We start from the raw sequence: 25,451 nt of genomic DNA on the forward strand, positions 1-25,451 counted from the left end.
GCAGCCGGCAGGCAGGCCGGATCCAGCGGTTTCCCTGTTCCGGGGCGCTGCGGATCAACTCAGCGGAATCCGATTGCCGTCCTTCGATTCCTGATAGCTCTCGGAAAGCGCTGCATAGGCATCGCGGATGCGTGTCGCCTGCTCGGTGAGGGCGGTGCGCGCCGGATCGGTTTCCGCGGCGATCAGGTCGGCGATCGACTGCGCCTTCCAGAACGCATTCTCGTGCCGATAACCGCCGGGCTCCAGCGTGAACACCTCTTTGAGGATCTTGAGATCATGGGGGATCGCGAAGGCGTCGCGCGAATCCTCATGGCTGAAAAAATAGGTGAAGTTGTCGAAGCCGGCCCAGGTGATCGCCGACATGCACATGGTGCAGGGCTCGTGCGTCGACAGGAAGATGAGATCCTCCGTGTCCGGCGTCTCCGCCATCTCGTAGAAGCGCTTCAGCGTGTGGACCTCACCATGCCAGAGCGGGTTCTCGGTCTCGTTGTTGGTCTCGGCGATGACCAGCGACAGGTCGCTTTTCCTCAGGATCGCCGCGCCAAACACCTTGTTGCCGGCGGCGACGCCCTTTGCGGTCAGCGGCAGGATGTCGTGCTCGATCACATCGAGCAGGCGGGCGGCGAGCGACGTCGTTGTCATGCGCAACGTTTCCTTCGGGGGCAGGGCGCCGGCGGGCGTCCCCGCCGGCTATCCTGACTAGCTGAGATTGAGGTCCTGGAAGAAGTCGTTGCCCTTGTCGTCGACAATGATGAAGGCCGGGAAGTCCTCGACCTCGATGCGCCAGATCGCTTCCATGCCGAGTTCGGGGAACTCGACCACTTCGACCTTCTTGATGCAGTCCTTGGCAAGCCGCGCCGCCGGCCCGCCGATCGAGCCGAGATAGAAACCGCCATGCTTGTGGCAGGCGTCGCGCACGGCCTTCGAGCGGTTGCCCTTGGCGAGCATGACCATCGATCCGCCGACGGCCTGGAACTGGTCCACATAGGCGTCCATGCGGCCAGCCGTGGTCGGCCCGAATGAACCCGACGCATAGCCTTCCGGGGTCTTTGCGGGACCGGCGTAATAGATCGGGTGATTTTTGAAATAGTCCGGCAGTTCACCGCCCGATTCCAGCCGCTCGCGCAGCTTGGCGTGGGCCAGATCGCGCGCGACAATCATCGGTCCGGTCAGCGACAGTCGTGTTTTCGTCGGATGCTTGCTCAGTTCGGCAAGGATCTCCGGCATCGGCCGGGTAAGGTCGATCTTGACCACATGGTCGGACAGGCTTGCCTCGTCGATGTCCGGCATATACTTCGCCGGGTTCGCCTCGAGCGCTTCCAGGAAAACGCCGTCCTTGGTGATCTTGCCGAGCGCCTGGCGGTCGGCCGAGCACGATACACCGATGCCGATCGGCAGCGATGCACCGTGGCGCGGCAGGCGGATGACGCGCACGTCGTGGCAGAAATACTTGCCGCCGAACTGCGCGCCGACGCCGGTGCTCTGCGTCAGCTTGAAGATTTCCTCTTCCATCTGTAGGTCGCGGAAGGCGTGGCCGCTCTCCGAACCCGCCGTCGGCAGGCCGTCGAGATAGCGCGTCGAGGCGAGCTTGACGGTCTTCAGATTGAGCTCCGCCGAGGTGCCGCCGATGACGATGGCGAGGTGGTAGGGCGGACAGGCGGCGGTGCCAAGCGTCAGGATCTTCTCCTTCAGGAACGCCATCATGCGCTCCTTGTCGAGCAGCGACGGCACGCCCTGGAACAGGAACGTCTTGTTGGCCGAGCCGCCACCCTTGGCGACGAACATGAACTTGTAGGCGTCCTCGCCCTCGGCGTAGATCTCGACCTGCGCCGGCAGGTTGTTGCGGGTGTTCACTTCCTCGAACATCGACAGCGGCGCGAGCTGCGAGTAGCGCAAATTCTTCTTGAAGTAGGCGTCGCGGACGCCTTCCGCGAGCGCGGCTTCATCCTCGCCCGAGGTCCACACGCGGCGGCCCTTCTTGCCCATGATGATGCCGGTGCCGGTGTCCTGGCACATCGGCAGCACGCCTCCGGCCGAGATGTTGGCGTTCTTCAACAGGTCATACGCAACGAACTTGTCGTTCGGCGTCGCTTCCGGGTCGTCGAGGATCTTGGCGAGCTGGGCGAGGTGGCCGGGGCGCAGCAGATGGTTGATGTCGGCAAAGGCCTGTTCCGACAGGAGCCGCAGTCCCTCGCGCTCGACCTTGAGGATCTCCTGGCCCTCGAAGGTCGCCGTCGACACGAAATCGCCGGTCAGCTTCTTGTACGGGGTGGTGTCGAGGGCGAGCGGGAACAGCGGAGAATGGGAGTATTCGGACATCGGCGCCTCCGGTTGGTCGATCAGGCTCCGGTCCATGCCTTCATAGACGGGCATGTCGTATTGCGGGCGGTCCCGATCGCTCATGATGCTCTCCCTTTGTCGGCATGATGCAGTGCGGGAGAAACGCTGTCAGCCTTGTAACGCCGATGGCCGGCGCCGCCAAGCCATACCGATGGCGGGTTGCGCGGTCCGACACCGGCCGGCGATCTCCGAATGGGCCCGGACTGTCTTACCCGGCCTCGATGGGCTAGGGTTTCAGCCGCTACGCGGTTCTCAGACTCTTCAGCGAGAGCTGCAGCGACATCCAATCGGAATGAATCGGACATGTCATGACGCAGGAATCGGCTCTCGCCTTCGTGCTCGCACTTCTCCTATGGGTCGTCATACCCGGCCCGGCAATTGTGATGATCGTAGGGCGGGCGCTCGGCGCCGGCGCGCGCCACGCGGTGCCCCTGATCGCCGGTATTCTGGCGGGCGACGTGTTCTACATGATGATCGTGTTATTCGGCCTGGCCGCCATCGGCCAGCTCGTGGGCGAATTCTTCATCATCGTCCGCATGCTCGGCGCGGCATACCTGATCTATCTCGGCATCCAGCTCTGGCGCCGACCTGTATCGGCGATATCCGCACAGGCCGGAGACGAGAAACCGAACGGTATCAAAAGTTTCATCGCCGGGTTCGGCATAACCCTCGGCAATCCGAAGGCGATTCTGTTCCACCTTGGCTTCCTGCCGACCTTCTTCGACCTGTCGCGGATCGGCATCGTCGACGCCCTCGCCATCATCGGGCTTTTCCTTGCCGTGCTCGGCAGCGCGTTGGTGGGTTACGCATTGCTGGCGGGCAGGGCGCGGGCTCTGTTCGTCGAACCCGCGCGGCTGCGTCTCGTTAATCGAAGCGCCGGTGCGCTGATGGTCGGCGCCGGCGTCGCCATCCTGGCAAAGCGGCAGTAGACGCTTCGCCGTCGGAAATTGGCCTACTGCGCGCGCTTGGCGGCGACCGATACGGAGATGGTCACGCCATCGCCGACCATTTCGAGCGGCACGCCGGTGCCGACCCCGAAATCCGTCCGCTTGACCGTGGTTTCTCCCTTCATCGACGCCATGTCGCCGTCGATTTCGAGCGTGAACGGCAGCTGCACCGGCTTGTCGATATCGCGCACGGTCAGCGTACCCTCGGCGAGGAACCCGTCGGCGGTCTTCGAAAAGGTCCGCGCGGCAAAGGTCGCCATCGGCTGCGCCTTGCTGTTGAACCAGTTCGGCGTCGGCAGGTTGGCATCCTTCTGAACGTCACCCGTGGTGGCGCTGGTCACGTCTATCGATACCGTCACCTTGCTGTCGGCAAGGGTCTCCGGATCAAAAGAAATATTGGCAGTCCATGTTTGAAACGAGCCGGTGAACGGCGCGCCCGCCTGGGTGCCGGTGAAGGTCAGCGAACTGGCGGCAGGATCGACCTCCCAGCGGTCGGCCGCAAGCGCGGGCAATCCGGTTGCCAGTATCGCGGCAGCGGCCAGCCCGAGCGCAGTACGGCGCAGGTGCGGCGCCGGAGAGTACCGTAAAAACATGGTGTTATCCTTTATTGTTCGCGCGCGCGGGGACGGTAGAGACCATCCGGCGCAGCGTGTCGTCGCGGTCGATCATATGGTGCTTCAGCGCGGCCGCCACATGGGCGATGACGACGACGATCATGAGATTGGCGAGCAGTTCATGGATCTCGGCGAGCAGATCCGTTGCAGCTTGCGGTTCTCCGAGCAAGCCGGGCACCGGAAGGTGCGGAACCGTGAAGAGATTGAAATAGACCGTCGGCAGGTTCAGCGGCGAGGCCGACACCATGAGCCAGCCACTCAGCGGGATCAGCAGCATCAACCCGTAAAGGGCGATGTGCACGCCATGCGCGCCGAGCTTCTGCCACATCGGCATCAGCACCGGCATGACCGGAACCGTATTGCGTGCGCGCCAGAAAAAGCGCAGGAAAACCAGTGCCAAAGCCGTCAGGCCGAAGGATTTGTGCAACTGGTACAGCACAAACTTGTTGGGATCCGACAGCGGCAGGCCGTGCATGTATTTGCCGACGATGATCAGCGCGGCAAGAAGCAGCGCCATTGTCCAGTGGAAGGCGATCGAGACGGCGCCGTAGCCGGATTGGGTATTACGAAGCATGATGCCTCCACGAGAAAGATGTATGGGCCGGAGAGGTTTTCTCCGGCCCTGTGCCATGAGGCCGTGATTACTGCGCGGTCGCTTCGAAATCGATCACCACCGGAACCTCGTCGGAAATCGCCGGAACGAAAGTGTTCATGCCGAAATCGGTCCGCTTGATGGTCGTGGTGGCATGGAAGCCGACCGTCTTGGTGCCCGACATCGGATTCGGCGCAATCTTGGTGACCGTAACATCGAGGGTTACCGGCTTCGTGACACCGAGCAGCGTGAAGTCGCCGGTGACGGCGAGCGTCATGTCGCCGGTCTTTTCGACCGATGTGCTGGCGAAGGTGATTGCCGGATTGGCGGCGGCGTTGAAGAAATCCGGGCTCTTCAGATGCTCGTCGCGCGGGCCCCAGAATGTTGCGAGGCTCTCGACCGGGATGGTGACGGAGACGGACGAGGCGGACGGGTTTTCCTCGTCGAGCATCAGCGTGCCGTCGAAATCGTTGAAGCGGCCGTGGACCGTCGAAAAGCCGAGGTGGTTGACCGTGAAGGTCACATTGGCGTGCGACTTGTCGAAGGCGTAGGCGGCCGGTTCGGCCTGAGCCGGAGCGGTGAGGGCGGCGCCGGCAAGGGCAGAGGCGGCGACGGCGGCGAGGGCGAAACGTTTGATCATGTGTCAGTCTCCTGTTGGTGTTCGGCGTTCGATGTGCGACCTGGGAGGATGTCGTCTGCCCGAATAGGTGGCGGAGACGGCGGGTTTGATCAATCGGCCCGCCATTGACTGACTGTTCCGAAAAATTGAACAGTCACGCGCATTCACGGGTTTGTGTTCGCTGGATCGAACAGCGGAAAGGAAGTGCCATGTTCGATTATTCGCTGGTTCATTGGACGGCATTCCTGACCGCGGCAGTGCTGCTGAACCTCGCTCCCGGTCCCGACATGGCCTTCATCCTCGCCCAGACCGCGCGCGGCGGTCGTCGCGCCGGCTTTGCCGCGATGTTCGGCATCTGGTCCGGCGCACTGGTGCATGCGCTGATGGCCGCGCTCGGCCTGTCGGCCATTCTGGCGACCTCGGCGCTGGCCTTCTCAATGGTGAAGTGGGTCGGTGCGGCCTATCTCGTCTGGCTTGGCATCCAGGCGCTGTTGTCGAAGGGCGGCAGTTTCGCGGCCGAAAGCAGCGCTAAGGCGGCGTCCCCCGCGCGCATCTTCCGTCAGGGCGTGCTGGTTTCGCTGCTCAATCCGAAGGTGGCGATCTTCTTCCTTGCCTTCCTGCCGCAATTCGTCGTTGCCGGCGCCGGCCCCGTGCCCGCACAGCTCTTCCTGCATGGCGCGCTGATCATTCTGGTCGCGGCTCTGATCGAGCCGCCGCTGGTGCTTGCCGGCTCTGTGATCGCCAAGGCCTTTCGTAACAATCGCCGGCTCGGCCTGTGGCTCGACCGTGGGCTTGGCGCGCTGTTCGTCGCGCTTGGGGTGAAACTGGCGCTGACAGACCGCTAGTTCGGGGAGCCGGAGACCTCGGTCAACGGTAGAGGTGCTTCACCGCATCGTGATCCGCCGCCGTCATGCTGTAGCACCGGCACGGCACTCCGCCATACGTGCCATCGCGCCGAAAGACGAGGCCGGCCTTCTCCGCGACCCGCATCGACGCGGTGTTGTCCGGGTGAATATCGGCGATGATGATGTCGAGCTTCAGCGTCTCGAAGGCGTGGGCGACGACCGGGCGCGCGGCCTCGCTGGCGTAGCCCTTGCCCCAGGCGGAGCGGACGAGCCGCCAGCCGATCTCGATCTCCGGCCCGACCGCATCGACCGGGATCAGCAGCACCCAGCCGAGAAATGTCGCCGGATCCACCTTGGCGAAGATCGACCAGTAGCCGAGCCCGCTGTCGTAATCGCTCGCCATGCGCGCACGCACAAACTGCTCATGCGCCGCTCGGTCGGACCAGGGACCGGCGACGTAGCGCGTGACCAGCGGATCCCGGTCCATGGCTAGGCAGGCGTCGAAATCGTCCATCGTGCGCGGCCGCAGCAGGAGCCGCTCCGTCTCGAAGGTCGGAAGCTCTCCCATTGCCGCGCGTCCTATTCGGCGGCTTCGCCCGGCGGGGCGGCCTCGACCTTCGCCGCGCAATATTTGAACTCGGGGATCTTGCCGAACGGGTCGAGCTGCGGATTGGTCAGGATGTTGGCGGCCGCTTCGACATAGGCGAACGGGATAAACATCATATCGTCCTGCATGGCGCTGTCGGCGCGGGCTGCAAGCGTGATCGAGCCGCGCCGCGTCGTCACCCGCACGGGATCGCCGGCGGCAAGGCCGAGCCGGTCGAGCGTCGCCGGATTGAGCGCAACCGTCGGCCCGGGTTCGAGTGCATCGAGCACGCCGGCCCGCCGGGTCATTGCCCCGGTGTGCCAATGCTCGAGCTGGCGGCCCGTCGTCAGGACCATCGGGAATTCGTCGTCGGGCAGCTCCGCCGGATCGGTGACTTGCGCCGGAACCAGCTTCGCCCGGCCGCTCGCTGTCGGGAAGCCTTCCGAGAAGACGATGGAGAGCCCCGGATGATCCGGTGCCGGGCAGGGATAGGCAATCGCCGATTCCGCTTCGAGCCGCTCCCAGGTGATGTTATCGAGCGACGGCATCGCCTGTTTCATCTCGGCGAATACCTCGCGCGGATGGCTGTAGCTCCAGCCGAGCCCGAGCCGGTTGGCGAGCTCCTGAACGATCGCCCAGTCCTCGCGCGCCTCGCCCGGTGCGTCGATCGCCTTGCGGCCCATCTGGACCTGCCGGTTGGTGTTCGACGCCGTGCCGTTCTTCTCCGGCCACGCCGTCGCCGGAAGCACCACATCGGCGAACATCGCGGTCTCGGTGAGGAAGATGTCCTGCACCACGAGGTGGTCGAGCCGGGCGAGACCGGCGCGGGCGTGCTCCACATCCGGGTCCGACATCGCCGGGTTCTCGCCCATGATGTACATCGCCTTGATCGCGCCGTCATAGGCCGCGTTGACGATCTCGACTACGGTCATCCCCGGATCGGGCGCGAGCGGCATCGCCCACAGCGCCTCGAAACGATCCCGCACGGCGGGGTCCTTCACCGAACTGTAGTCGGGCAGGAACATCGGGATCAGGCCTGCGTCCGACGCGCCCTGCACGTTGTTCTGACCGCGCAACGGATGCAGGCCCGTGCCCGGACGGCCGATCTGGCCGGTCGTCATGGCAAGCGCGATCAGGCAGCGCACATTGTCCGTGCCGTGCGTGTGCTGCGACACGCCCATGCCCCAGAACACGATGGCGAGCTCGGCTCGGGCGTAAGTCCGCGCGACAGTGCGGATCGTCTCGGCATCGATGCCGCAGATCGGCGCCATTCGCTCCGGCGTGTAGGCGGCGACATTGGCGGCAATCGCCTCAAAGTTCTCCGTCTGCGCGGCGATATACTGGCTGTCGGTCAGCTCCTCGGTGACGATGACGTTGAGCATGGCGTTCAACAGCGCCACGTCGCTGCCGGGCCGGAAGCGCAGCATATGCGTCGCGTGGCGCTTCAGCGCGTGGCCGCGCGGATCCATCACGATGAGCTGCGCGCCGGCCTTCGCCGCCTGCTTGAAATAGGTCGCCGCGACCGGATGGTTCTCGGTCGGGTTGGAGCCGATGACGATGATGACGTCGGAGGAAAGGCACTCGGTGAAGGCGGCGGTCACCGCGCCCGAGCCGATGCCCTCCATCAGCGCCGCAACAGACGACGCGTGGCAGAGCCGCGTGCAGTGGTCGACATTGTTGGTGGCAAAGCCGGTGCGCACCAGCTTCTGGAACAGATAGGCTTCCTCGTTGGAGCATTTCGCCGAGCCGAAGCCTGCAAGCGCTTCCGGCCCGTACTCGGCCTTCGCCTTGGCGAGACCAGATGCGGCAAAGTCGAGCGCCTCTTCCCACGTCGCTTCGCGGAAATGGGTGAGGGGATTGGACGGATCGACGTTCAGCCCCTTCGGCGCGTCCGGCTTGCGGATCAGCGGTTTCGTCAGTCGCTGCGGGCTGTGCACATAGTCGAAACCGAAGCGGCCCTTGACGCAGAGCCGGTTCTCGTTCGCCGGCCCGTTACGGCCTTCCACATAGGCGATCCTGCCGTCGCGGACATGATAGGTGAGCTGGCAGCCAACGCCGCAATAGGGGCAGACGGAATCGATTTGGCTGTCGGAACCGCGCGTACCGGCCTGGCTGTCGGCATCGACGATGGATTTCGGCATCAGCGCCCCGGTCGGGCAGGCGGCAACGCATTCGCCGCACCCGACGCAGCTCGACGCGCCCATCGGATCGCTGAGGTCAAAGACCGGTGCGTGATGGTGGCCGCGATAGCCCATGCCGATGACGTCGTTGACCTGAACCTCGCGGCAGGCGCGCATGCACAGATTGCAGGCGATGCAGGCGTCGAGATTGACGGTCATCGCAGGGTGGCTGGCATCGGTCGTGGGTGCCGAATGGCCGGCGAAGCGGCTCGTTTTCGCGATCCCCATGCGCTCGACCCAGACCCAGAACGGCGAGGCCGCATCATGCGCGTCCGCCTCCGCCGGCTGGTCGGCAAGAAGCAGCTCGAACACCATCTCGCGCGCCTTTGTCGCCCGCTCGCTGGTTGTCGACACCACCATGCCCTCGCTCGGCGCACGTACGCAGGAGGCGGCAAGAGTTCGTTCGCCCTCGATGTCGACCATGCAGGCGCGGCAATTGCCGTCGGAGCGATAGCCGGGGCTGTCCTTGTGGCAGAGATGCGGAATGCCGATGCCTTCGCGCTTCGCCACCTGCCAGATCGTTTCGTCGGCACCAGCCGTGACCTCGCGCCCGTCGAGCGTGAAGGTGACCGTGGCTTTGGGCGTGTTATCGGATGCGGTCATGGGATCTCTCGCAGCCTCCTATCGTCCGGCCAGAAGCCGTGCGCCAAACAGGCAGAACAGGGCGCCGAAGGCCATTTCAAGCCGGTCGGCGAAGCGGTCGTAGCGGGTCCGCAGCGCCGGCAACGAGAAGATCGTCGCATAGGCGGCATAGACGGAAAACGAAATGAGCGTCGTGCCGGTGGCGAACAGCAGCGCGCTTGCCGCATTGATGCCCGGCGTGACGACGAGCGCGGCCATCGCGGTCCAGAACAGCAGCGCCTTCGGGTTGAGCGCGACGACGCCGAGCCCGCGCAGCCAGGATTGCAGCCGGGTCGACGAGCGATGGCCGGCGCGCGCCGACGCGACGCCACCTTTCAGCCCGGCGCGGATCGCCTTGATGCCGATGTAGATGAGATAGGCGCCGCCTGCGATCCGCAACACGTCGCCGAGCCAGGGATAGGCTGCAAAGGCGTAGGTGAAGCCGAGGATCGAGGAGAAAGCCCAGATAAACGAGCCCGTGGCGACGCCGGCGGCGACGAACAGCGCCTGCGAACGCCCCGCGCCGAGCGCGGTCGAGGCGACGGCGAGAAGGTTCGGGCCGGGCGCGATGGCGACTGCCGCAAAGGCCAGCCAACCGACAATCAGGACGTCATAGGGAATCGCCATCATCACACGCTGCCTTTCTTTTCGATCACCAGAATGCGCGCCGCGCCGACCGGGTGGGCGACATGCTCGGTGCCGACACCGGCGTGGAAGATGTCGCCGGCTTTCATGCGCATCACCGTCTCCGCGCCGTTCTCGCGCAGCTTCATGTCGACCGCGCCGTCGAGCACGACGAAGACTTCCTCGCCGTCGTTGACGTGCCAGCGATAGGGCTCGTCGGTCCAGTGAACGCGTACCGTCGCGCCTTCGATCTCGGCGACATCGAGCGCCGCCCAGGCCTTGTCCGGGCTGAAATCCCGCCAGTCGATCAGGCTCATGCGGTGTCCTCCTTGGCGAAGAAGGTCAACACGCTGCGCACCGGATTCGGGGCGGCCTGTCCGAGACCGCAGATCGAGGCGTCGCGCATCACCTGTTCGAGATCGCCGATCAGGGCCTCGTCCCAGGTGCCGGCCTCAAGCAGCGCGACCATCTTCTCCGTGCCAGCCCGGCACGGTGTGCACTGGCCGCAGCTCTCATGCATGAAGAAGCGCAGAAGGTTGAGCGCGGCGGCCTTCACGTCGTCCTGATCCGACAGGATGATGACGGCGTGCGAGCCCATGAAGCCGCCGTGCGGCTCGAATGAACCGAAATCGAGCGGTTTGTCGGCAAACGATGCCGGGAAGATGCCGCCCGACAGGCCGCCCGGCAGGAACGCCGCGAGGCTGTGGCCGTGCAGCATGCCGCCGCAATAGCGGTCGATCAGCTCGGTGAGTGTGATGCCGGCCGGCGCCACCTTGACGCCCGGACGCGCGACGCGACCCGACACCGAATAGGACCGCAGGCCCTTGTGGCCCTGTTTGCCAAGCCCGGCGAACCAGTCCGCGCCCTGCGCGACGATATCGCGGATCCACCACAGCGTTTCCACATTGTGGTTGAGGGTGGGGCGCCCGAAGAGACCCTTTTCGGCGATATAGGGCGGGCGATGGCGCGGCAGCCCGCGTTTGCCCTCGATGCTCTCGATCATCGCCGACTCTTCACCACAGATATAGGCGCCGGCACCGCGCCGGAGCTCGACCGGCGTTGCCGCCGTCAGCCCGGCCTCGTCGAGCAGCGCGATCTCGCGGGAAAGCGCTGCGCGCAGATGCGGATACTCGTCACGCAGATAGATGACGATGCGTTCCGCCTCGACCGCCCAGGCGGCAATCAGCGCGCCTTCAAGCATGCGGTGCGGATCACGCTCCAGATAGTGTCGATCCTTGAAGGTGCCGGGCTCGCCTTCGTCGGCGTTGATCGTCATCAGGCGGGGACCGGGATAGGTGCGCACGATCGACCATTTGCGCCCGGCCGGGAAACCAGCGCCGCCGAGGCCGCGAAGGCCGGCGTCGGACAGGATGGCGATCAACTCGTCGACCGGCAGCTTGCCATCGCGACAGGCCTCCAGCAGCTCGTAGCCGCCGGCCTCGCGATACATGTCGAGCCCGACCAGCGCTTGCGGCGCGATCGGATCGGTGTCGCCGGCTTCAACGGTTGCGATGACGGTGTCGGCGTCCGCGCGCTCGACCGGGTGCTGGCCGACGATCACGGCAGGCGCTTCGGCACACCGCCCGACGCAGGGTACGCGCTGGATGCGCACGCGCTCAGGGTCGGCCCAGTCCGAGAGTTTTGCGAGCAGATCTTCCGCGCCGGCAAGCGCGCAAGAAAGCGAATCACAGATACGGACCGTCAGCGGCGCGGGTGCGGCCTCGCCATCGGCGACGATGTCGAAATGGTGATAGAAGCTCGCGACCTCAAAGATCTCGGCTTGCGCGAGACCGGTATATTCGGCGAGCGCGCGCAGGTGCCGGTTATGCAGAGCGCCGAAACGGTCCTGCAGGCGGTGCAGATACTCGATCAGCAGATCGCGCCGCAGCGGCATATCCGAGAGCAGGGAGGAGACTTCCTCGAACGCGGCCGGGTCGAGCGGGCGTCCCTTGGGATGGCGCCGGGGTTTCTTTCGTGCGCCGTCAGCCGGCTTCGAAAGCGTCGAACTGTTCTTCATGGCCCGGTCCCGTCCTCGTCAGCATTCCCACAACACCCATGCCTGTTTGGCGAGCCGGCGCACCCCAGGCGAGCGATCAGTTTGCACGATTTGTAACGAAAGAGTGGTCGGGATGCGACAGTCGAACGTCGCCTGGAGTCGGCCGATTGTCCGAAGATCCCATCAGGCCAAAAAAAACGCCGCTCCGATTGGGAGCGGCGTTTAGTTGCCGAAGCGGAAAGACCGGTTAAAGGGGGGGGGAACCGCCTCGGTGTAGCAAGCTCGAATGCCAAAGGCATCGAAGGGACAAGGAAGGACGACGACCCGTCGCCCGAATTCTCCAACTCATCTTGTGCCGGCGCGACATTCGCGATGTCGGCGCACTGGCCGGGTGCCCTTGGGCGAAATCTCAAAATCGCTATTGCCGTCTCATTTCGGCGCCGCGATATCAGGAATATAAAATACTATTTTTATGTTGGCTAGAGGAAAATTCGCTCAAATGCATTTTTTTCTGGCAAGTATGCGCCGATGGTAAATAGGCGTCGGAAACGTCGCGTAACTGCGGTTAATCTACGTTATTTCAGGATGTTGCCGCATCTGCGAACGCTCCGCTGAGGCAGTGGCAAGATCCTGATTTGGGAATTTAACGGGTAAAATAAATATCCGTATTGATAAATGAGGCGGCGGAGCCCTATGCGGGCTCCACCGGTCTCGTTTATTCGGGCACGCAGATTTGCTTGGCGCCGATGGCCTTGATGGTGCGCAGGATCAGGATCGCGATCACGGCCACGAGCACCGCGTAGAGCACGAAACCGAACATGCGGAACGCGTCTGAGCCGATCTTCTCCGCATAGAGCAGGGTGGCGATGGTGATCGCGGCGAGCGGGAACGAATAGGCCCACCAGGAAAGCGCGTAGGGCAGGCGCGAGAAGCGCTGGATCTGCACGGCGACGACCAGCAGAAACAGGACGCCGGCATAGTAGAGAATGCGCGCAAAGCCATCGAGCGCGCCGCCATTGAGGTGCATGTAGGCGACGAAGCCGACGGCCGGCGGGGCCACCAGGATCACCAGCGTCGGATAGAGCCGTTCCGGCAGCGGGTTATGGAAGATCAGCCGGTTGAAGACGAGTGTCAGCAGCACGACCCAGAACACCATGCCGACGGAGAAGAAGAACCACGACACCTCGACGAAACCGAGCGACATGCCGGTGATCGGGACAATCACGTTACCGACGGCGGGAATGAACCATGCCGGGTTCATGTGCGGCGTCTCGAACGAACGATGCCCGATCCAGGCCGACACCACCGAAAGGGTGGCGATGATATGCAGCGTCGCGCCGACCGACCACATCGCAAGCGCCGCCGACTTGGAGAACGGGACGATTGCCGTCGCCAGAAGCAGCAGGCTGATGCTGATCGCCGGGAAGAAGCTGAGCCGGACCGGGTGATGCCACTCGGCCACAACGGCTGACCAGTAGCGGGTCGCCTTGGTGAGGTAGAAGGCGGCGATCACGACAAAGGCCGCGACCGCGGCGATCACCAGCCCGAGGCTGTAGAAATGCTCGACGCCAAGCGTCTTCTCGAGCCGCTCCGTTGCCAGCGTCAGCCCGCTGAGGCCCATGACCACGGCAAAGAAGCTGACCGGAAAATGCGAAAGTCGTTCACCACTTTGCGCTGTGCTCATTGAGGATCTCCCGAAGGGATGACGGGACCGCGCGGCGTGTCCCCGGTTATGGCTGGAAGCCGGTGTTATATGAGAATGTTCTCATATTGCAATGGAAGTGCGACAAAATATACCGCTTCACCACGGGAGCGAAATCGCCCGCTCCAAAGTGGACCATATTTTGCGCATTATTTGACATGGATGAAATACGCGCTAATCATCATCCGGTATAAAAGCGTGATTGTTCACCTGCTTTAACCCGATCGATTGAACGAGACGATTCCTATGCGGCTGACTCACCATTCCAACTATGCCATGCGACTCCTGATGTATTGCGCATTGATGGACAAGCCCGTCTGTCGCATCGCCGATGTCGCCGAGGCCTACGGGATTTCGGAAAATCACCTGACCAAGATCGCGCAGAAACTTGCCCAGATCGGTGTCATCGAGACGGTGCGAGGGCGTAATGGTGGTGTCTATCTCGCCAAGACCCCGGAAGAGATCAATGTCGGTGAGATCATCCGCGTCACCGAAGAAAATCTCGTTCTTGTTGAGTGCTTTGCGGACGATTCCAATACTTGTCCGCTGACCGCGGCCTGCCGCTTCAAGCGCATTCTGCATCAGGGTCTGACGGCTTTCCTGTCGGTGCTCGATGGCTATACGCTGGCCGACCTCGTCGCCGCCCCGGATCAGTTGAAGCCGCTGATGCATCTCGGCGACGACGAAATGGGTGCCGTGAAAGAATCGGCGCCTGCTGCCTGATCGAGCGGCCCGCGCCACAACGACCTTCCTATCGCTGCGAACCGGCCCGATGATCGGTACGCGCCAATTTCGGTGCGTCCGACGCCGGAGTCCGCATTTTTGCGGACAAGGCGCTTTTCATTTGCGACAAAATGCCATGGGTCAGGGCTGGTATTAGCCGCCTGACCTACAACGAACGGCGCAGGCGACTCGCGTTCCGGCCCCGTGCGCTCTGTCTGTTCGTTCAGGAAATTCCGACCAATCCGGCCCCCGAGCACCTGCTCGCGGTGGGGCATCGTGCCGCGCTAAAAGTGGTAAAACAAATATGGAAATACGGGCGGGGCGCCTATATTAGGGGAAACTAAAGCACCATTTATCGAGTTCGCACAGGAAGGCTTCCGACCCATGCGTTACCGTTCAGGCCTCGTCGAGGGCTACAGCCCTCTCTATTTCCTCGCCTCGCTCGGCGCCGGCGGCATGGCCGTCTCATTCTTCATGTATCTGATGTTCATGGTGCCGCATAAGACGCACCCGATCCCGACCTATGAGGATTGGACGGCGGCGTTTGCAAGCGGCAATCTCGGCTATCAGATCATGATCCCGATCGTTCTGGTGGCGGTCGTGTTCTTCATTCTGCTGCACATCCGGCTGTTGATCTGGAACATTCGCGAGTACCGTGCCTTCGCCAAGCACCCGGCGCATGACGATCTGAGCCGCTCCAATGCCGGCATCCAGCTGATGGCGATCCCGCTGACGCTCGGCATGACCGTCAATGCGGGCTTCATCGCCGGCGCGCTGTTCGTGCCGGGCCTGTGGAGCGTCGTCGAGTATATGTTCCCGGCGGCCATCATCGCCTTCGTCGCCATCGGTGCCTATGCGATGAAGCTGTTCCTTGCCTTCTTCACCCGCGCGCTGACCACCGGCCATTTCGACTGCGAGCGCAACAACTCGCTCGCCCAGATGCTGTCGGTCTTCGCCTTCTCGATGGTCGGCGTCGGGCTGGCCGCACCGGCGGCCATGAGCCACATCAAGGTGGTTTCGGCGATCGCCTTTTTCTTCTCGGTCGTGTTCCTGGCCAGCGCCGTCTTCTTCGGCATCATCAAGGTGGTGATGGGCTTCCGCTCGATGATGAACAACGGCGTTCAGATCGAGGCGAGCCCGACGTTGTGGATCATGATCCCGGTGCTGACGATCCTCGGCATCGCCTTCATCCGCCTGACCTTCGCGCTCGACCACAATTTCGGCGCGCCGGCCAGCACCGGTGGCCTGTTCGCGATGATCTCGGTCATCGTCTCGCTGCAGATCATCTTCGGCCTGCTCGGCTATTCGGTGATGAAAAAGGTCGGCTATTTCGAGCAATATCTCGCCGGGCCGGGCCGCTCGCCGGGCTCCTACGCGCTGATCTGCCCGGGCGTCGCCGGCTTCGTCATGGCGACCTTCTTCATCCAGTTCGGACTGGTCGCAACCGGCGTCGTACCGAAATTCTCGATCGCCTACTTCCTGCTCCACGTGCCGCTCGTCGTGCTGCAGGTGAAGACGGCGTCGCTGCTGCTGCGCCTCAACCGCAAGCTCCTGCACGCCTCGGCATCGGGCTCCATCGGCACGGCAGCCCCGGCGGAGTAAGTCGGAGCGTGTCTCCCAAAAGTGGGCACCGGTTTTAGGATAAAGACACGCGCCTAAACAAACAGACAGAGCCTGTCGCGCGCCTCCGACCAATCGCGACAGGCTCGAAGAACCACCAGCGGCGGCAGTATTCCTCCTTCTGCCGCCAGACAGGAAAACGGGGTCCGGCAACGGGCCCCGTTTTTTGTCAATCGAGGAACTGTGAGGGTTCGGCCAAATTCGTCTGGAAAAGCTCTGCCCCCGATTGGATTGGCGGCGTGAAAAGCGGTAAAATTGTAGCGCTATTTGCACTCAACATACAGGCGAACACATGCCCGGCGCTCAGATGCACAACGAGAAAAACGGGGCCTCCCACGCTTCCACTGGTGCGGCCGATCCTGAGAAGATGGAGCGGCTTGAGAAGCGGCGGGCTGAGCAGTTTGAGCACGCCGCAGCGACGACACGACAAACCATCGCGTTTGCCTTCAAGACGTTGCTCGTGATGAATGCGGGTGCATTGGTAGTCATGTTGGCGTTTCTCGGACATCTGTTCGGCAGCGACAACAGTCGGATGCCTTTGCCCGACACGAGCCAGTTACGACCTGGAGTACAATGGTTTCTTTGCGGGATAGTGTGCGCCCTGCTTGCGCTTTCCGCTACCTATGCAAACGCAGTCATCGCTCAACACGCTGCAATGGACGAAGTTCCGCGAAATGCTGAAGAGTGGAACAAAGGCAAGCCACGGAGAGATTGGCAGGACATCTCGTTGGTAGCCGGTCTGGTCTTGGCGTTGATGTCCGGTGTGTGCTTGGTATCCGGCATATGGAGTGTCGCAGATGTTCTTGCGCCCACTACCGGCACAACGACTCTCTTCGAGAAGTCGAGCCGCTAGGAAGACAGCGATTGCCTAAAATCGCATGGGCAAATTCGCTGCCACGCGCCACGACACTCAAATCGATTTTTCAAGGAAGGAAATGGTGGGCGATACTGGGATTGAACCAGTGACCCCTCGCGTGTGAAGCGAGTGCTCTCCCGCTGAGCTAATCGCCCTTCTCAATGAAGTTCGGGGATTTAATGGAGCAGGGTGGGGGAAGTCAAGCCGTTCACGTCAATTTCCCCCAACCGCCGGAGCCCGCTGGCTCAAACCTTCGCCCGCACCGATTCCACCGCGTCCCAGAGCTGGTCGAAATGCGAGATGATGATGTTCGGGTCGAGCTCGCTGACCGGGATTGGCGTGTAGCCGAAATCGACCGCGACGACCGGAATGCCGGCGCCCTTGGCCGCGTTGATGTCGGCAACCGAGTCGCCGACCATCACGGCGTTTTCGCGCACGCCACCGGCGGCCTCAACGGTCTTCAGAATGTGGTTCGGGTCCGGTTTGTGATAGCCGAACGTGTCCGGCCCGGCGATCACCGCAAAGCGCGACGAGACGCCGAGCGCGTCGAGCAGCTTCTTGCTCAGCACCTCGAGCTTGTTGGTGCACACGGCAAGCTTCCAGCCGGCGGCGGCAAAGCGGTCGAGCTGTTCGAGAACGCCCGGAAACGGGTGGCTGCCTTCGGCGATATGGTCCTGATAGTGCTCGAGGAATTCCGCGAACAGCTCGTCGGTACGCTCCTGCGTCAGTTCCACGCCGTAGTGGGCAAAGCCACGCTGCAGCATGACGCGGGCGCCCTGGCCGACCATGGCGCGGATGTCCTCCGGCGGGATCGCCGCATGCCCGTTCTTCACCAGCAGCATGTTGAGGGTGGCCGCGAGGTCCGGCAGCGTCTCGATGAGCGTGCCGTCGAGATCGAGGACGAGAACGGGAGTGGCGGTCATGCGGAAGGCTCCGAAACGTGAATTTTGGGCGGCTGGCCCGGACAATGACTGAACTGCGGCGTGACCGTAACGGCTCATCCAAGGGATGCAAGTGCCCCAGGCGCTGCAAGTGCCGCAGCCGACCATCAGATAGGTCGCGTTTCGGCGAAGGGCAGGGCGCATTTGCGAAAAGGTCTTGCGCCACAAAGGAACGAAAGCGGCCTGGCCCGCGGTTTTCCTGATCATTCTCCGCCATGCGCTACAGCGCCGCGCGTCTGACCGCCGTGCGCCCGTCGCCTGCGGTGGCACGCGGCCGACAGAAGTGGTAACGAGCATCAGGAACAAAAGCGACATTCGAACCGCCATGAGGCGGCGAACGCATGTCCGAACATGGAGGATGCCATGAAGCTCGCTGATCCGACTCTCCTCAAAGAACAGTGCTACATCGATGGCGCCTGGACCGGAACGCCGGTCACCAGCGTTACCGATCCGGCGACGGGCAAGGAAATCGCCCGCGTGCCGGCTTTCGGCGCCGACGAGACGCGCGCGGCCATCGATGCCGCGAAGGCAGCGTTCCCGGCCTGGGCCGCCAAGACCGCCAAGGAACGCGCCAACATCATGCGCCGCTGGTTCGACCTGATCATCGCCAACCGCGATGATATCGGCCTGATCATGACCACCGAGCAGGGCAAGCCGCTCGCCGAAGCCAAGGGCGAAGTCGACTACGCCGCCTCCTTCATCGAATTCTTCGCAGAGGAAGCCAAGCGCATCTATGGCGAGACGATCCCCTCGCACCGCGCCGATGCGCGCATCGTCTGCATCCGCCAGCCGATCGGTGTGATCGCCGCGATCACGCCGTGGAACTTCCCGGCGGCCATGATCACCCGCAAGGTCGGCCCGGCGCTCGCTGCCGGCTGCACCGCGGTCATCAAGCCGGCCGGCGACACGCCGCTGACCGCGCTGGCGCTGATCGAACTGGCCGAACGGGCCGGCATCCCGGCCGGCGTGCTGAACATCGTCACCGGCAAGGCTTCGGCGATCGGCGGCGAAATGACGTCGAACAAGGACGTCCGCGCCATCACCTTCACCGGCTCGACCGAGGTTGGCCGCATGCTGATGCGCCAGGCGGCGGAAAGCATCAAGAAGGTCGGGCTTGAGCTCGGCGGCAACGCGCCGTTCATCGTCTTCGACGACGCCGATATCGACGCCGCCGTCGATGGTGCGATGCTCTCGAAGTACCGCAACATGGGCCAGACCTGCGTCTGCGCCAACCGCCTCTATGTGCAGGACGCCGTCTACGACGCCTTTGCCGACAAGCTCGCCGCCCGCGTGAAGGCGATGAAGGTCGGTGCCGGCGTCGACGAGGGCGTCGAACAGGGCCCGCTGATCAACGAGGCCGCTGTCGAGAAGGTCGAGGAGCACATCGCCAACGCCGTCTCGAAGGGTGCCGAGATCGTCACCGGCGGCAACCGCCATGCACTCGGCGGCACCTTCTTCGAGCCGACGGTGCTGAAGAACGTCACGCCGGAAATGATGGTCAGCCGCGAGGAGACCTTCGGCCCGCTGGCGCCGCTCTATCGCTTCAAGGACGAGGAAGAGGTGATTCACCTCGCCAACGACACCGACTTCGGTCTCGCGGCCTATTTCTATGCCCGCGATCTTGGCCGCGTCTGGCGTGTCGCCGAGGCGCTCGAATACGGCATGGTCGGTATCAACACCGGCATCATCTCGACCGAAGTGGCGCCGTTCGGCGGCATCAAGCAGTCCGGCATCGGCCGCGAAGGCTCGTCGCATGGCGTCGAGGAGTTCGTCGAGATCAAATACCTTCTGATGGCCGGCATCAACGGCTGACGGCTCGAAATGCCGAATGGGCCGGGCGCTGCGGCATGCCGTTGCGCTTGGCCCTAGGCTGCGAAAATGCTAATCACCCGCCAGCGGCCCGCGACAGGGCCGGACGGGGACAGGAAACGATCGATGAGCGATGACCTCAAACGTGCAGCCGCCGCAGCGGCGCTGGAGGAAGTGACCGACGGCATGAAGCTCGGTATCGGCACCGGCTCGACCGCCGAACACTTCGTGCGTCTGCTCGCGGAAAAGGTGAAGAACGGCCTGACGGTCATCGGCGTGCCGACATCGGAGCGCACCGCCAAGCTCGCCGGCGAACTCGGCATCCCGCTGACCACGCTGGATGAGGAGCCGGAACTCGACCTGACCATCGACGGCGCCGACGAGGTCGACGGTGCGCTGCGTCTGGTCAAGGGCGGTGGCGGCGCGCTGCTGCGCGAGAAGATCGTCGCGGCGGCCTCGAAGCGCATGGCGGTCATCGTCGATGGCGCCAAGGTGGTCGACGCACTCGGCGCGTTCCCGCTGCCGATCGAGGTCAATCGGTTCGGTCTTGAATCGACCCGCCGCAAGATTGTCGCCGCGGCAACCGAGCTCGGTCTCGACGGCCCGGTCGAATTGCGCCGCACGGCTGATGGCGAAGCTTTCGTCACCGATGGCGGACATTTTATTCTCGATGCATCTTTTCGCCGGATTGCCGATCCAGAACGGCTGAACGAAGCCCTTCTGGCGATACCCGGCGTTGTTGAACACGGTCTTTTCATCGGCCTTGCAACGCTTGTGTTCGTTGCCCGGGCCGAGGGAACGGAAATCCTGCGGGCGTAAGCGGTCTTACGCCCGACGAAACGGAGATACACATGACGATGAATCTGATCGCGCGGATTTTCGCCGCCGCTCTGCCGCTGCTTCTGGTTTTCGGCGCTGTTGACGCCCGCGCCCAGGAGGAATTCTCCAAGGAGCACCTGCGCGCCGCCCAGAAGGTGATCGAGGTCGCCCGCGCCGCCGAAGGCTTCGACGAGATCCTGCCGGTCATGGCCGAGCAGACCAAGTCGCTGTTCATTCGCTCCAATCCCGCGATCACCCGCGAGATCGAGGAAGCCACCACCAACGTTGCGATCAAGATGGCCGCCCGCCGTCCGGAACTCGACCGCATCGTCCAGGAAATCTGGGCGCGCCGCTTCACCATCGAAGAGCTGGAGGAAATCAACACCTTCTATGCCTCTCCGACGGGCACCAAGCTGGCCAAGATGTCGCCGGAAATCATCGCGCTTTCCGTCGGTGCGGCCAAGCAGTGGGGTGATGCGCTCGCCACCGAGATGGTCACGCTGGTGCGTGAAGAGCTGAAGAAGCAGGGCCACAGCCTCTAGGGGCAGGGCACTGAACGCCGTGCGGGGGCGGTTTCGCTCCCCCACGCCGCTCACCTGAGCGGTTGACGACGGCATCGGCAACAGCAGACAGGGCCGGGCGATGGCTGATTACGATTACGACCTCTTCGTCATCGGGGCGGGTTCGGGCGGTGTCCGCGCGGCCCGCATTGCGGCCGGCTATGGTGCGCGCGTTGCCGTTGCCGAGGAATTCCGCGTCGGCGGCACCTGCGTCATTCGCGGCTGCGTGCCGAAAAAGCTGTTCGTCTACGCCTCCAAGTTCGCCGAGGAATTCGAGGACGCGGCCGGTTTCGGCTGGACGGTCGGTGACTCGTCCTTCGATTGGGCGACCCTGATCGCCAACAAGGATCGCGAGATCGATCGCCTCAACGGCATCTATATCCGCAATCTGGAAAAGGCCGGCGTCGAGATCCTCGAGAGCCGCGCCGTCGTGGTCGACGCGCATACCGTCCGCCTCCTGGCGCAGAACCGCACGGTCACCGCGGGCAAGATCCTCGTGGCGACCGGCGCGACGCCGTATCTCGATCCGACCGTTTCGGGCATCGAGCACGCGATCACCTCGAACGAAGCCTTCCACCTCGATAAGTTCCCGGAGAAGGTTGTTGTCTGCGGCGGTGGTTATATCGCCGTCGAGTTCGCCGGCATTTTCGCCGGGCTCGGCGCCAAGACCACGCTGCTCTACCGCGGCGAGGAAATCCTGCGCGGCTTCGACATGGATCTGCGCACCCATCTCCACCACGAGATGGAAAAGAAGGGCATCGAGGTCGTCACCGGCGACCGCTTCGTCGCGATCGAGGAAAAGGGTGCCGGCCTCGTCGGCTGGACCGAGGGCGGACGTACCATCGACGCCGACCAGATCATGTATGCGATCGGCCGCCGCCCGAACACGGTCGGCCTCGGTCTCGAGGAAGCCGGCGTGGCACTCGACCGCAACGGCGCGGTGATCGTCGACCACCAGTCGTGCACCAACGTGCCGTCGATCTATGCCGTCGGTGACGTCACCGATCGGGTCAATCTGACGCCGGTCGCGATCCGTGAAGGCCATGCCTTCGCCGACACCATTTTCGGCGGTCGTCCGGTCACCGTCGACCACAGCAACATTCCGACGGCTGTCTTCTCGCAGCCGGAGATCGGTACGGTCGGCCTGACCGAGGACGAGGCGCGTGACCAGTTCGCCGCCGTCGACATCTACAAGACCAACTTCCGCCCGATGAAGCACACGCTGTCCGGGCGCGACGAAAAGATCTTCATGAAGATCCTCGTCGATGCCGACAGCGATCAGGTGCTCGGCGTGCACATGATGGGCCCCGACGCCGGCGAGCTGGCGCAGGTGCTCGGCATCGCCGTCAAGATGGGCGCGAGCAAGGCCCAGTTTGACGCCACGATCGCGGTGCATCCGACGGCGGCGGAAGAGCTCGTCACCATGCGCGAACCAAGCGAACGGCACCGCGCCGATGCCGAAGCCCACGTCGACGCCCATGTCGTGCCGGAAGTGCCGGCGATCGGAGAGGCGATCGGCTCCGCGCTGGCTGGTCATGCCGGCCGCATCTTCGACGACATCGCCGTGCGCACCGCGCGCGATACCGACCACGAAATCCTCGGGCGTATCGGCCTGCATTCGTGGCAGGCGTCTATCGGTCCCTATGTTCCGGGCAATGCCTGGAAGCATGTGCGCGACAACAAGCCGTTCGACAAGATGCTCGAAGAACTCGGCGACCGGGTGCTGGTTGCCGTGTTCGAAGGCGAGCCGGTGGCCTTTGCCGCGCTTGCCGACGAGCCGTGCCGGCTGACCGATATCTGGGTGGCGCCGAACAGCTGGGCGCGCGGTATCGGTACGATCCTGCTGACTGTGGCCGAAGAAGTCGCCCACAATGCGGGCTGCGATGAGATGACCCTGCGTGTCTTCTCGGGCAACCGCCGGGCGCTACGCTTCTTCACCAGCCGTGGCTTCTCGGAAGTCGAGCGCGGCGGATGGCATCACCACATCGCCGACACCGAACTCGACATGGTCACCATGACCAAGACGCTGGGATAACAGGGCGTTCCGTTACAGCCAGCTCGCGCCGGCGTCCTTCAGCGCCGTGTCGAACAGCGCTTCCTCTTCCGCCGTGATGCGCACCGCACGCCGATAGCGCGGGTTATCGCGGTCGTTGTGGATCGGTGCCGACCAGCCGTCTGTGGTCTCGACGAAATGGCGTACGCCGGCGCTGCCCCAGCGCTCGAAGTAGCCGCGCAGCACGCAGTCGACATAGCTCTGGATGATCGGATGTTCGGCATCGCCCCAGCGCTCGTGCTCCGGTTTGACCCGGTAGACGATTGTGCTGATGTCGTTCCCGAGTTTCTCGCCCGACTCCGGTTCGAACTCGCTTGGGTCGAAGGCGTGTCGATCGTAGCGCCATTCGCGCTTGTCGAGCTCCGGCAGTTCGGAGACGGGGTAGAGCACGACGACACCGCGCAGCGTCGTGCGGGGACAGGGCTGGACGGTCAGCCCGCAGGTCCTCCCGATCGGCGTCTCGCCGGCAATGCGCCAGGCGCGCCGTACCCCGCTGAGTCGCCCGGCAATCGAGCGCGTACCGGCCGGCAGAGTTGCCTGCGTCACCAGCGATCCGTATCCGAATACCGCAATCGTTTCCGTCATTTGTCACTCTTGTTGTTCGGTCTCGCAGGCAAATTCATAGACGCTTTTGCCGCCCGCCGCTAACCTTCCGGCAAAGAGGGCCGGCTCATGAGCGAATGGAACCTGGACGCACTGCGCGCCGAGACACTCGGCTGCGCGAATGTGCTGCATTTCAACAATGCGGGCTCGGCGCTGCCGCCGTGCGCGGTCGTCGATGCGGTCAAATCCCATATCGACCGCGAGGCGGCTATTGGCGGCTATGAGGCAGCGGCCGAAGCTAAGGACACGCTCGCCGATTTCTACGCCGCTGCCGCCGAGCTGATCGGCGGTGCGCCTGACGAGATCGCCTATATCGAAAACGCCACCCGCGCCTGGGACATGGCGTTCTACGCGATCCCGTTCAAGCCCGGCGACCGGATCCTCACCTGCCATGCGGAATACGTCTCGAACTACGTTGCCTTCCTGCAGATGAAGAAGCGGGTCGGTGTCGAGATCGACGTGGTGCCGGACGGACCCGACGGCGCCACCGACGTCACCTCGCTCGAGGCGATGATCACGCCGCGTACCAAGCTGATCGCCATTACGCATGTGCCGACGCAAGGGGGGCTGGTCAATCCGGCCGCCGAGATCGGCGCGGTCGCGCGCCGGCACGGAATTCTCTATCTGCTGGACGCCTGCCAGGCGGTCGGCCAGCTCGATATCGATGTCGGCGAGATCGGCTGCTCCATGCTGTCGGCCACCGGCCGCAAATATCTGCGCGGGCCGCGCGGCACCGGTTTTCTGTGGGTGAAGCGCGACGTGCTCGCCGAACTGGAGCCGCCCTTCATCGATCTGGAGGCCGCCGACTGGATCGACGCTGATACCTATCGGCTGAAGCCCGATGCACGCCGGTTCGAGAACTGGGAACGCTATTTCGCCGGTCAGATCGGCCTCGCAGTTGCCATGCGCTACGCTCTGGCGCTCGGGACCAAGACCATCGAGCAGCGGGTCAAGCATCTCGGCGCAACCCTGCGCGCCGAGCTGTCGGACCTGCCGGGCGTTTCGGTGCATGATCTCGGCTCGGAAAAATGCGGCATCGTCACTTTCATCAAGGAGGGCGAAGAACCGCTCGCGACGCGGCAGCGGCTGGGCGCGAAAGGCATCAACGTCACCCATACGAAGGCATCGTCGTCGCGCCTCGACCTGCCGCGTCGCGGCTTCGAGGCGCTCGTGCGGGCGTCCGTGCACTACTACAACACGGATGAGGAAATCGCCGATTTCTGCCGCGCCGTGCGGGGTGACGCGTCGTGAACATCGCCGCCGTGGATACGCCGATCGGGCGGCTGGGTCTCGTGGAGGAGGGGGGCGTCATCATTCGCCTTCTGTGGCAGGCAGAGGACGAGGGCGAGAGAACCGAAGTGCTTGAAGAAGGGCTTCGTCAGCTCGAAGAGTATTTCGCCGGCACGCGTGAGACATTCGATCTGCCGCTCGCACCCGCCGGCAGCGACTTCCAGCAGCAAGTCTACCGCGCCATGCAGGCGATTCCCTTTGGCGAGACGCGCAGCTATGGCGATATCGCCAAAGACCTCGGCAGCCCGGCGCAGCCGGTCGGTCAGGCCTGCGGCGCCAATCCCATCCCCGTCATCATTCCCTGCCACCGGGTCGTCGGCACCAACGGTATCGGCGGTTTCTCTGGCGCCGGCGGCGTCGAGATGAAGATCAAACTGCTGAAGCTCGAAGGCGCTTATTCGCTTTTGCTTTAGCGGGTGGGGCCATGTTGTGTGTGCATGGCGGCCTCCGCCCGTTCCATCTGGCGGCGACCGGATAGCGGGCGTAGGCTCGAAACGTCGTTCCTCCAGCC

Annotated in this window: 23 protein-coding genes, 1 tRNA gene and 1 pseudogene; 11 read left to right on the forward strand and 14 right to left on the reverse strand. The window is 63.7% G+C overall.

The window, feature by feature from the left end:
* Positions 1-54: 54 nt before the first annotated feature.
* Both C0606_01110 and C0606_01115 read right to left on the reverse strand, forming a co-directional pair.
* A complete protein-coding gene (locus C0606_01110; protein PLX39173.1) occupies positions 55-642 on the reverse strand; it encodes a tRNA-specific adenosine deaminase in 588 nt (195 codons plus the stop codon).
* A gap of 57 nt (positions 643-699) precedes the next feature.
* The gene (locus C0606_01115; protein PLX39637.1) at positions 700-2,319 is read right to left on the reverse strand and encodes a fumarate hydratase; all 1,620 of its coding nucleotides are present in this window, start codon (positions 2,317-2,319) and stop codon (positions 700-702) included.
* A 329-nt stretch (positions 2,320-2,648) separates the two neighbouring features.
* On the opposite strand from C0606_01115, the gene C0606_01120 reads away from it, so the two are divergent.
* On the forward strand, positions 2,649-3,269 hold the full coding sequence (locus C0606_01120; GenBank protein PLX39174.1) for a hypothetical protein: 621 nt from the start codon (positions 2,649-2,651) through the stop codon (positions 3,267-3,269).
* Between the two features lie 23 nt (positions 3,270-3,292).
* Here C0606_01120 and C0606_01125 read toward each other — a convergent pair whose 3' ends face one another.
* The 3 genes from C0606_01125 to C0606_01135 all read right to left on the reverse strand — a co-directional run bounded on the left by C0606_01125 (position 3,293) and on the right by C0606_01135 (position 5,130).
* A complete protein-coding gene (locus C0606_01125; protein PLX39175.1) occupies positions 3,293-3,880 on the reverse strand; it encodes a polyisoprenoid-binding protein in 588 nt (195 codons plus the stop codon).
* 4 nt (positions 3,881-3,884) lie between these two features.
* Positions 3,885-4,475, reverse strand: coding sequence for a cytochrome B (locus C0606_01130; protein ID PLX39176.1), 591 nt, complete (start codon positions 4,473-4,475; stop codon positions 3,885-3,887).
* A 67-nt stretch (positions 4,476-4,542) separates the two neighbouring features.
* On the reverse strand, positions 4,543-5,130 hold the full coding sequence (locus tag C0606_01135; GenBank protein ID PLX39638.1) for a polyisoprenoid-binding protein: 588 nt from the start codon (positions 5,128-5,130) through the stop codon (positions 4,543-4,545).
* A gap of 191 nt (positions 5,131-5,321) precedes the next feature.
* Between C0606_01135 and C0606_01140 the strand changes: the two genes are divergently transcribed.
* The gene (locus C0606_01140) at positions 5,322-5,957 is read left to right on the forward strand and encodes a lysine transporter LysE (protein PLX39177.1); all 636 of its coding nucleotides are present in this window, start codon (positions 5,322-5,324) and stop codon (positions 5,955-5,957) included.
* 22 nt (positions 5,958-5,979) lie between these two features.
* Here the strand turns inward: C0606_01140 and C0606_01145 are convergent, their stop codons facing one another.
* From C0606_01145 to C0606_01170, 6 genes are all read right to left on the reverse strand, one after another.
* Positions 5,980-6,525 carry a GNAT family N-acetyltransferase gene (locus tag C0606_01145; GenBank protein ID PLX39178.1) on the reverse strand — a complete coding sequence of 182 codons (546 nt, stop codon included), beginning with the start codon at positions 6,523-6,525 and terminating at the stop codon, positions 5,980-5,982.
* Between the two features lie 11 nt (positions 6,526-6,536).
* The gene (locus tag C0606_01150) at positions 6,537-9,326 is read right to left on the reverse strand and encodes a formate dehydrogenase subunit alpha (protein ID PLX39179.1); all 2,790 of its coding nucleotides are present in this window, start codon (positions 9,324-9,326) and stop codon (positions 6,537-6,539) included.
* A gap of 18 nt (positions 9,327-9,344) precedes the next feature.
* Positions 9,345-9,974 carry a LysE family translocator gene (locus C0606_01155; GenBank protein PLX39180.1) on the reverse strand — a complete coding sequence of 210 codons (630 nt, stop codon included), beginning with the start codon at positions 9,972-9,974 and terminating at the stop codon, positions 9,345-9,347.
* Complete coding sequence (locus tag C0606_01160) at positions 9,974-10,285, reverse strand: cupin (protein PLX39181.1); 312 nt, start codon at positions 10,283-10,285, stop codon at positions 9,974-9,976. Before C0606_01160 ends, C0606_01155 begins: the two co-directional genes overlap by 1 nt.
* Positions 10,282-11,985 carry an NADH-quinone oxidoreductase subunit F gene (locus C0606_01165; protein ID PLX39182.1) on the reverse strand — a complete coding sequence of 568 codons (1,704 nt, stop codon included), beginning with the start codon at positions 11,983-11,985 and terminating at the stop codon, positions 10,282-10,284. Before C0606_01165 ends, C0606_01160 begins: the two co-directional genes overlap by 4 nt.
* A gap of 694 nt (positions 11,986-12,679) precedes the next feature.
* Complete coding sequence (locus tag C0606_01170) at positions 12,680-13,648, reverse strand: C4-dicarboxylate ABC transporter (GenBank protein ID PLX39183.1); 969 nt, start codon at positions 13,646-13,648, stop codon at positions 12,680-12,682.
* A gap of 264 nt (positions 13,649-13,912) precedes the next feature.
* On the opposite strand from C0606_01170, the gene C0606_01175 reads away from it, so the two are divergent.
* The 3 genes from C0606_01175 (at position 13,913) to C0606_01185 (ending at position 16,862) form a co-directional block, all read left to right on the forward strand.
* Positions 13,913-14,389 carry an Rrf2 family transcriptional regulator gene (locus C0606_01175; GenBank protein PLX39184.1) on the forward strand — a complete coding sequence of 159 codons (477 nt, stop codon included), beginning with the start codon at positions 13,913-13,915 and terminating at the stop codon, positions 14,387-14,389.
* A gap of 384 nt (positions 14,390-14,773) precedes the next feature.
* Entirely contained in the window at positions 14,774-15,991 is a 1,218-nt protein-coding gene (locus tag C0606_01180; GenBank protein ID PLX39185.1) for a hypothetical protein, read from the forward strand.
* Between the two features lie 310 nt (positions 15,992-16,301).
* Positions 16,302-16,862 (forward strand): hypothetical protein, encoded by a 561-nt coding sequence (locus C0606_01185; protein ID PLX39186.1) that lies wholly within the window; start codon positions 16,302-16,304, stop codon positions 16,860-16,862.
* Between the two features lie 83 nt (positions 16,863-16,945).
* Here C0606_01185 and C0606_01190 read toward each other — a convergent pair.
* Together C0606_01190 and gph are read right to left on the reverse strand one after the other, a co-directional pair.
* Positions 16,946-17,020 (reverse strand) — tRNA-Val (locus C0606_01190).
* Between the two features lie 90 nt (positions 17,021-17,110).
* Complete coding sequence (gene gph, locus C0606_01195; protein ID PLX39187.1) at positions 17,111-17,788, reverse strand: phosphoglycolate phosphatase; 678 nt, start codon at positions 17,786-17,788, stop codon at positions 17,111-17,113.
* Positions 17,789-18,169: 381 nt separating this feature from the next.
* On the opposite strand from gph, the gene gabD reads away from it, so the two are divergent.
* From gabD to gor, 4 genes and pseudogenes are all read left to right on the forward strand, one after another.
* Positions 18,170-19,618, forward strand: coding sequence for a succinate-semialdehyde dehydrogenase (NADP(+)) (gene gabD / locus C0606_01200; GenBank protein PLX39639.1), 1,449 nt, complete (start codon positions 18,170-18,172; stop codon positions 19,616-19,618).
* Positions 19,619-19,741: 123 nt separating this feature from the next.
* Positions 19,742-20,434, forward strand: a complete 693-nt coding sequence (locus C0606_01205; GenBank protein ID PLX39188.1) for a ribose 5-phosphate isomerase A — start codon at positions 19,742-19,744, stop codon at positions 20,432-20,434.
* A 32-nt stretch (positions 20,435-20,466) separates the two neighbouring features.
* Positions 20,467-20,976 (forward strand): hypothetical protein, encoded by a 510-nt coding sequence (locus C0606_01210; protein PLX39189.1) that lies wholly within the window; start codon positions 20,467-20,469, stop codon positions 20,974-20,976.
* 100 nt (positions 20,977-21,076) lie between these two features.
* Positions 21,077-22,450 (forward strand): annotated as a pseudogene (gor, locus tag C0606_01215) (glutathione-disulfide reductase).
* Positions 22,451-23,041: 591 nt separating this feature from the next.
* Here the strand turns inward: gor and C0606_01220 are convergent.
* Positions 23,042-23,632 (reverse strand): gamma-glutamylcyclotransferase, encoded by a 591-nt coding sequence (locus C0606_01220; GenBank protein ID PLX39190.1) that lies wholly within the window; start codon positions 23,630-23,632, stop codon positions 23,042-23,044.
* Positions 23,633-23,719: 87 nt separating this feature from the next.
* On the opposite strand from C0606_01220, the gene C0606_01225 reads away from it, so the two are divergent.
* Together C0606_01225 and C0606_01230 are read left to right on the forward strand one after the other, a co-directional pair.
* Positions 23,720-24,901, forward strand: a complete 1,182-nt coding sequence (locus C0606_01225; protein PLX39191.1) for an aminotransferase — start codon at positions 23,720-23,722, stop codon at positions 24,899-24,901.
* Complete coding sequence (locus C0606_01230) at positions 24,898-25,353, forward strand: cysteine methyltransferase (protein PLX39192.1); 456 nt, start codon at positions 24,898-24,900, stop codon at positions 25,351-25,353. The genes C0606_01225 and C0606_01230 overlap by 4 nt, the downstream gene beginning before the upstream one ends.
* Positions 25,354-25,451: the final 98 nt, after the last annotated feature.

Source organism: Hyphomicrobiales bacterium (assembly GCA_002869065.1).
In the GTDB taxonomy this organism is placed as follows: domain Bacteria; phylum Pseudomonadota; class Alphaproteobacteria; order Rhizobiales; family Rhodobiaceae; genus Rhodobium.

What these genes read in the sequence shown, in the direction of transcription:
- C0606_01150 (PLX39179.1), bottom strand. Translation starts at nt 9,326, where the DNA reads ATGACCGCATCCGATAACACGCCCAAAGCCACGGTCACCTTCACGCTC.
- C0606_01130 (PLX39176.1), bottom strand. Translation starts at nt 4,475, where the DNA reads ATGCTTCGTAATACCCAATCCGGCTACGGCGCCGTCTCGATCGCCTTC.
- C0606_01140 (PLX39177.1), top strand. Translation starts at nt 5,322, where the DNA reads ATGTTCGATTATTCGCTGGTTCATTGGACGGCATTCCTGACCGCGGCA.
- C0606_01170 (PLX39183.1), bottom strand. Translation starts at nt 13,648, where the DNA reads ATGAGCACAGCGCAAAGTGGTGAACGACTTTCGCATTTTCCGGTCAGC.
- C0606_01165 (PLX39182.1), bottom strand. Translation starts at nt 11,985, where the DNA reads ATGAAGAACAGTTCGACGCTTTCGAAGCCGGCTGACGGCGCACGAAAG.
- C0606_01210 (PLX39189.1), top strand. Translation starts at nt 20,467, where the DNA reads ATGACGATGAATCTGATCGCGCGGATTTTCGCCGCCGCTCTGCCGCTG.
- C0606_01145 (PLX39178.1), bottom strand. Translation starts at nt 6,525, where the DNA reads ATGGGAGAGCTTCCGACCTTCGAGACGGAGCGGCTCCTGCTGCGGCCG.
- C0606_01125 (PLX39175.1), bottom strand. Translation starts at nt 3,880, where the DNA reads ATGTTTTTACGGTACTCTCCGGCGCCGCACCTGCGCCGTACTGCGCTC.
- C0606_01205 (PLX39188.1), top strand. Translation starts at nt 19,742, where the DNA reads ATGAGCGATGACCTCAAACGTGCAGCCGCCGCAGCGGCGCTGGAGGAA.
- C0606_01120 (PLX39174.1), top strand. Translation starts at nt 2,649, where the DNA reads ATGACGCAGGAATCGGCTCTCGCCTTCGTGCTCGCACTTCTCCTATGG.
- C0606_01160 (PLX39181.1), bottom strand. Translation starts at nt 10,285, where the DNA reads ATGAGCCTGATCGACTGGCGGGATTTCAGCCCGGACAAGGCCTGGGCG.
- C0606_01115 (PLX39637.1), bottom strand. Translation starts at nt 2,319, where the DNA reads ATGTCCGAATACTCCCATTCTCCGCTGTTCCCGCTCGCCCTCGACACC.
- C0606_01155 (PLX39180.1), bottom strand. Translation starts at nt 9,974, where the DNA reads ATGATGGCGATTCCCTATGACGTCCTGATTGTCGGTTGGCTGGCCTTT.
- C0606_01110 (PLX39173.1), bottom strand. Translation starts at nt 642, where the DNA reads ATGACAACGACGTCGCTCGCCGCCCGCCTGCTCGATGTGATCGAGCAC.
- gph (PLX39187.1), bottom strand. Translation starts at nt 17,788, where the DNA reads ATGACCGCCACTCCCGTTCTCGTCCTCGATCTCGACGGCACGCTCATC.
- C0606_01225 (PLX39191.1), top strand. Translation starts at nt 23,720, where the DNA reads ATGAGCGAATGGAACCTGGACGCACTGCGCGCCGAGACACTCGGCTGC.
- C0606_01175 (PLX39184.1), top strand. Translation starts at nt 13,913, where the DNA reads ATGCGGCTGACTCACCATTCCAACTATGCCATGCGACTCCTGATGTAT.
- gabD (PLX39639.1), top strand. Translation starts at nt 18,170, where the DNA reads ATGAAGCTCGCTGATCCGACTCTCCTCAAAGAACAGTGCTACATCGAT.
- C0606_01220 (PLX39190.1), bottom strand. Translation starts at nt 23,632, where the DNA reads ATGACGGAAACGATTGCGGTATTCGGATACGGATCGCTGGTGACGCAG.
- C0606_01180 (PLX39185.1), top strand. Translation starts at nt 14,774, where the DNA reads ATGCGTTACCGTTCAGGCCTCGTCGAGGGCTACAGCCCTCTCTATTTC.
- C0606_01185 (PLX39186.1), top strand. Translation starts at nt 16,302, where the DNA reads ATGCCCGGCGCTCAGATGCACAACGAGAAAAACGGGGCCTCCCACGCT.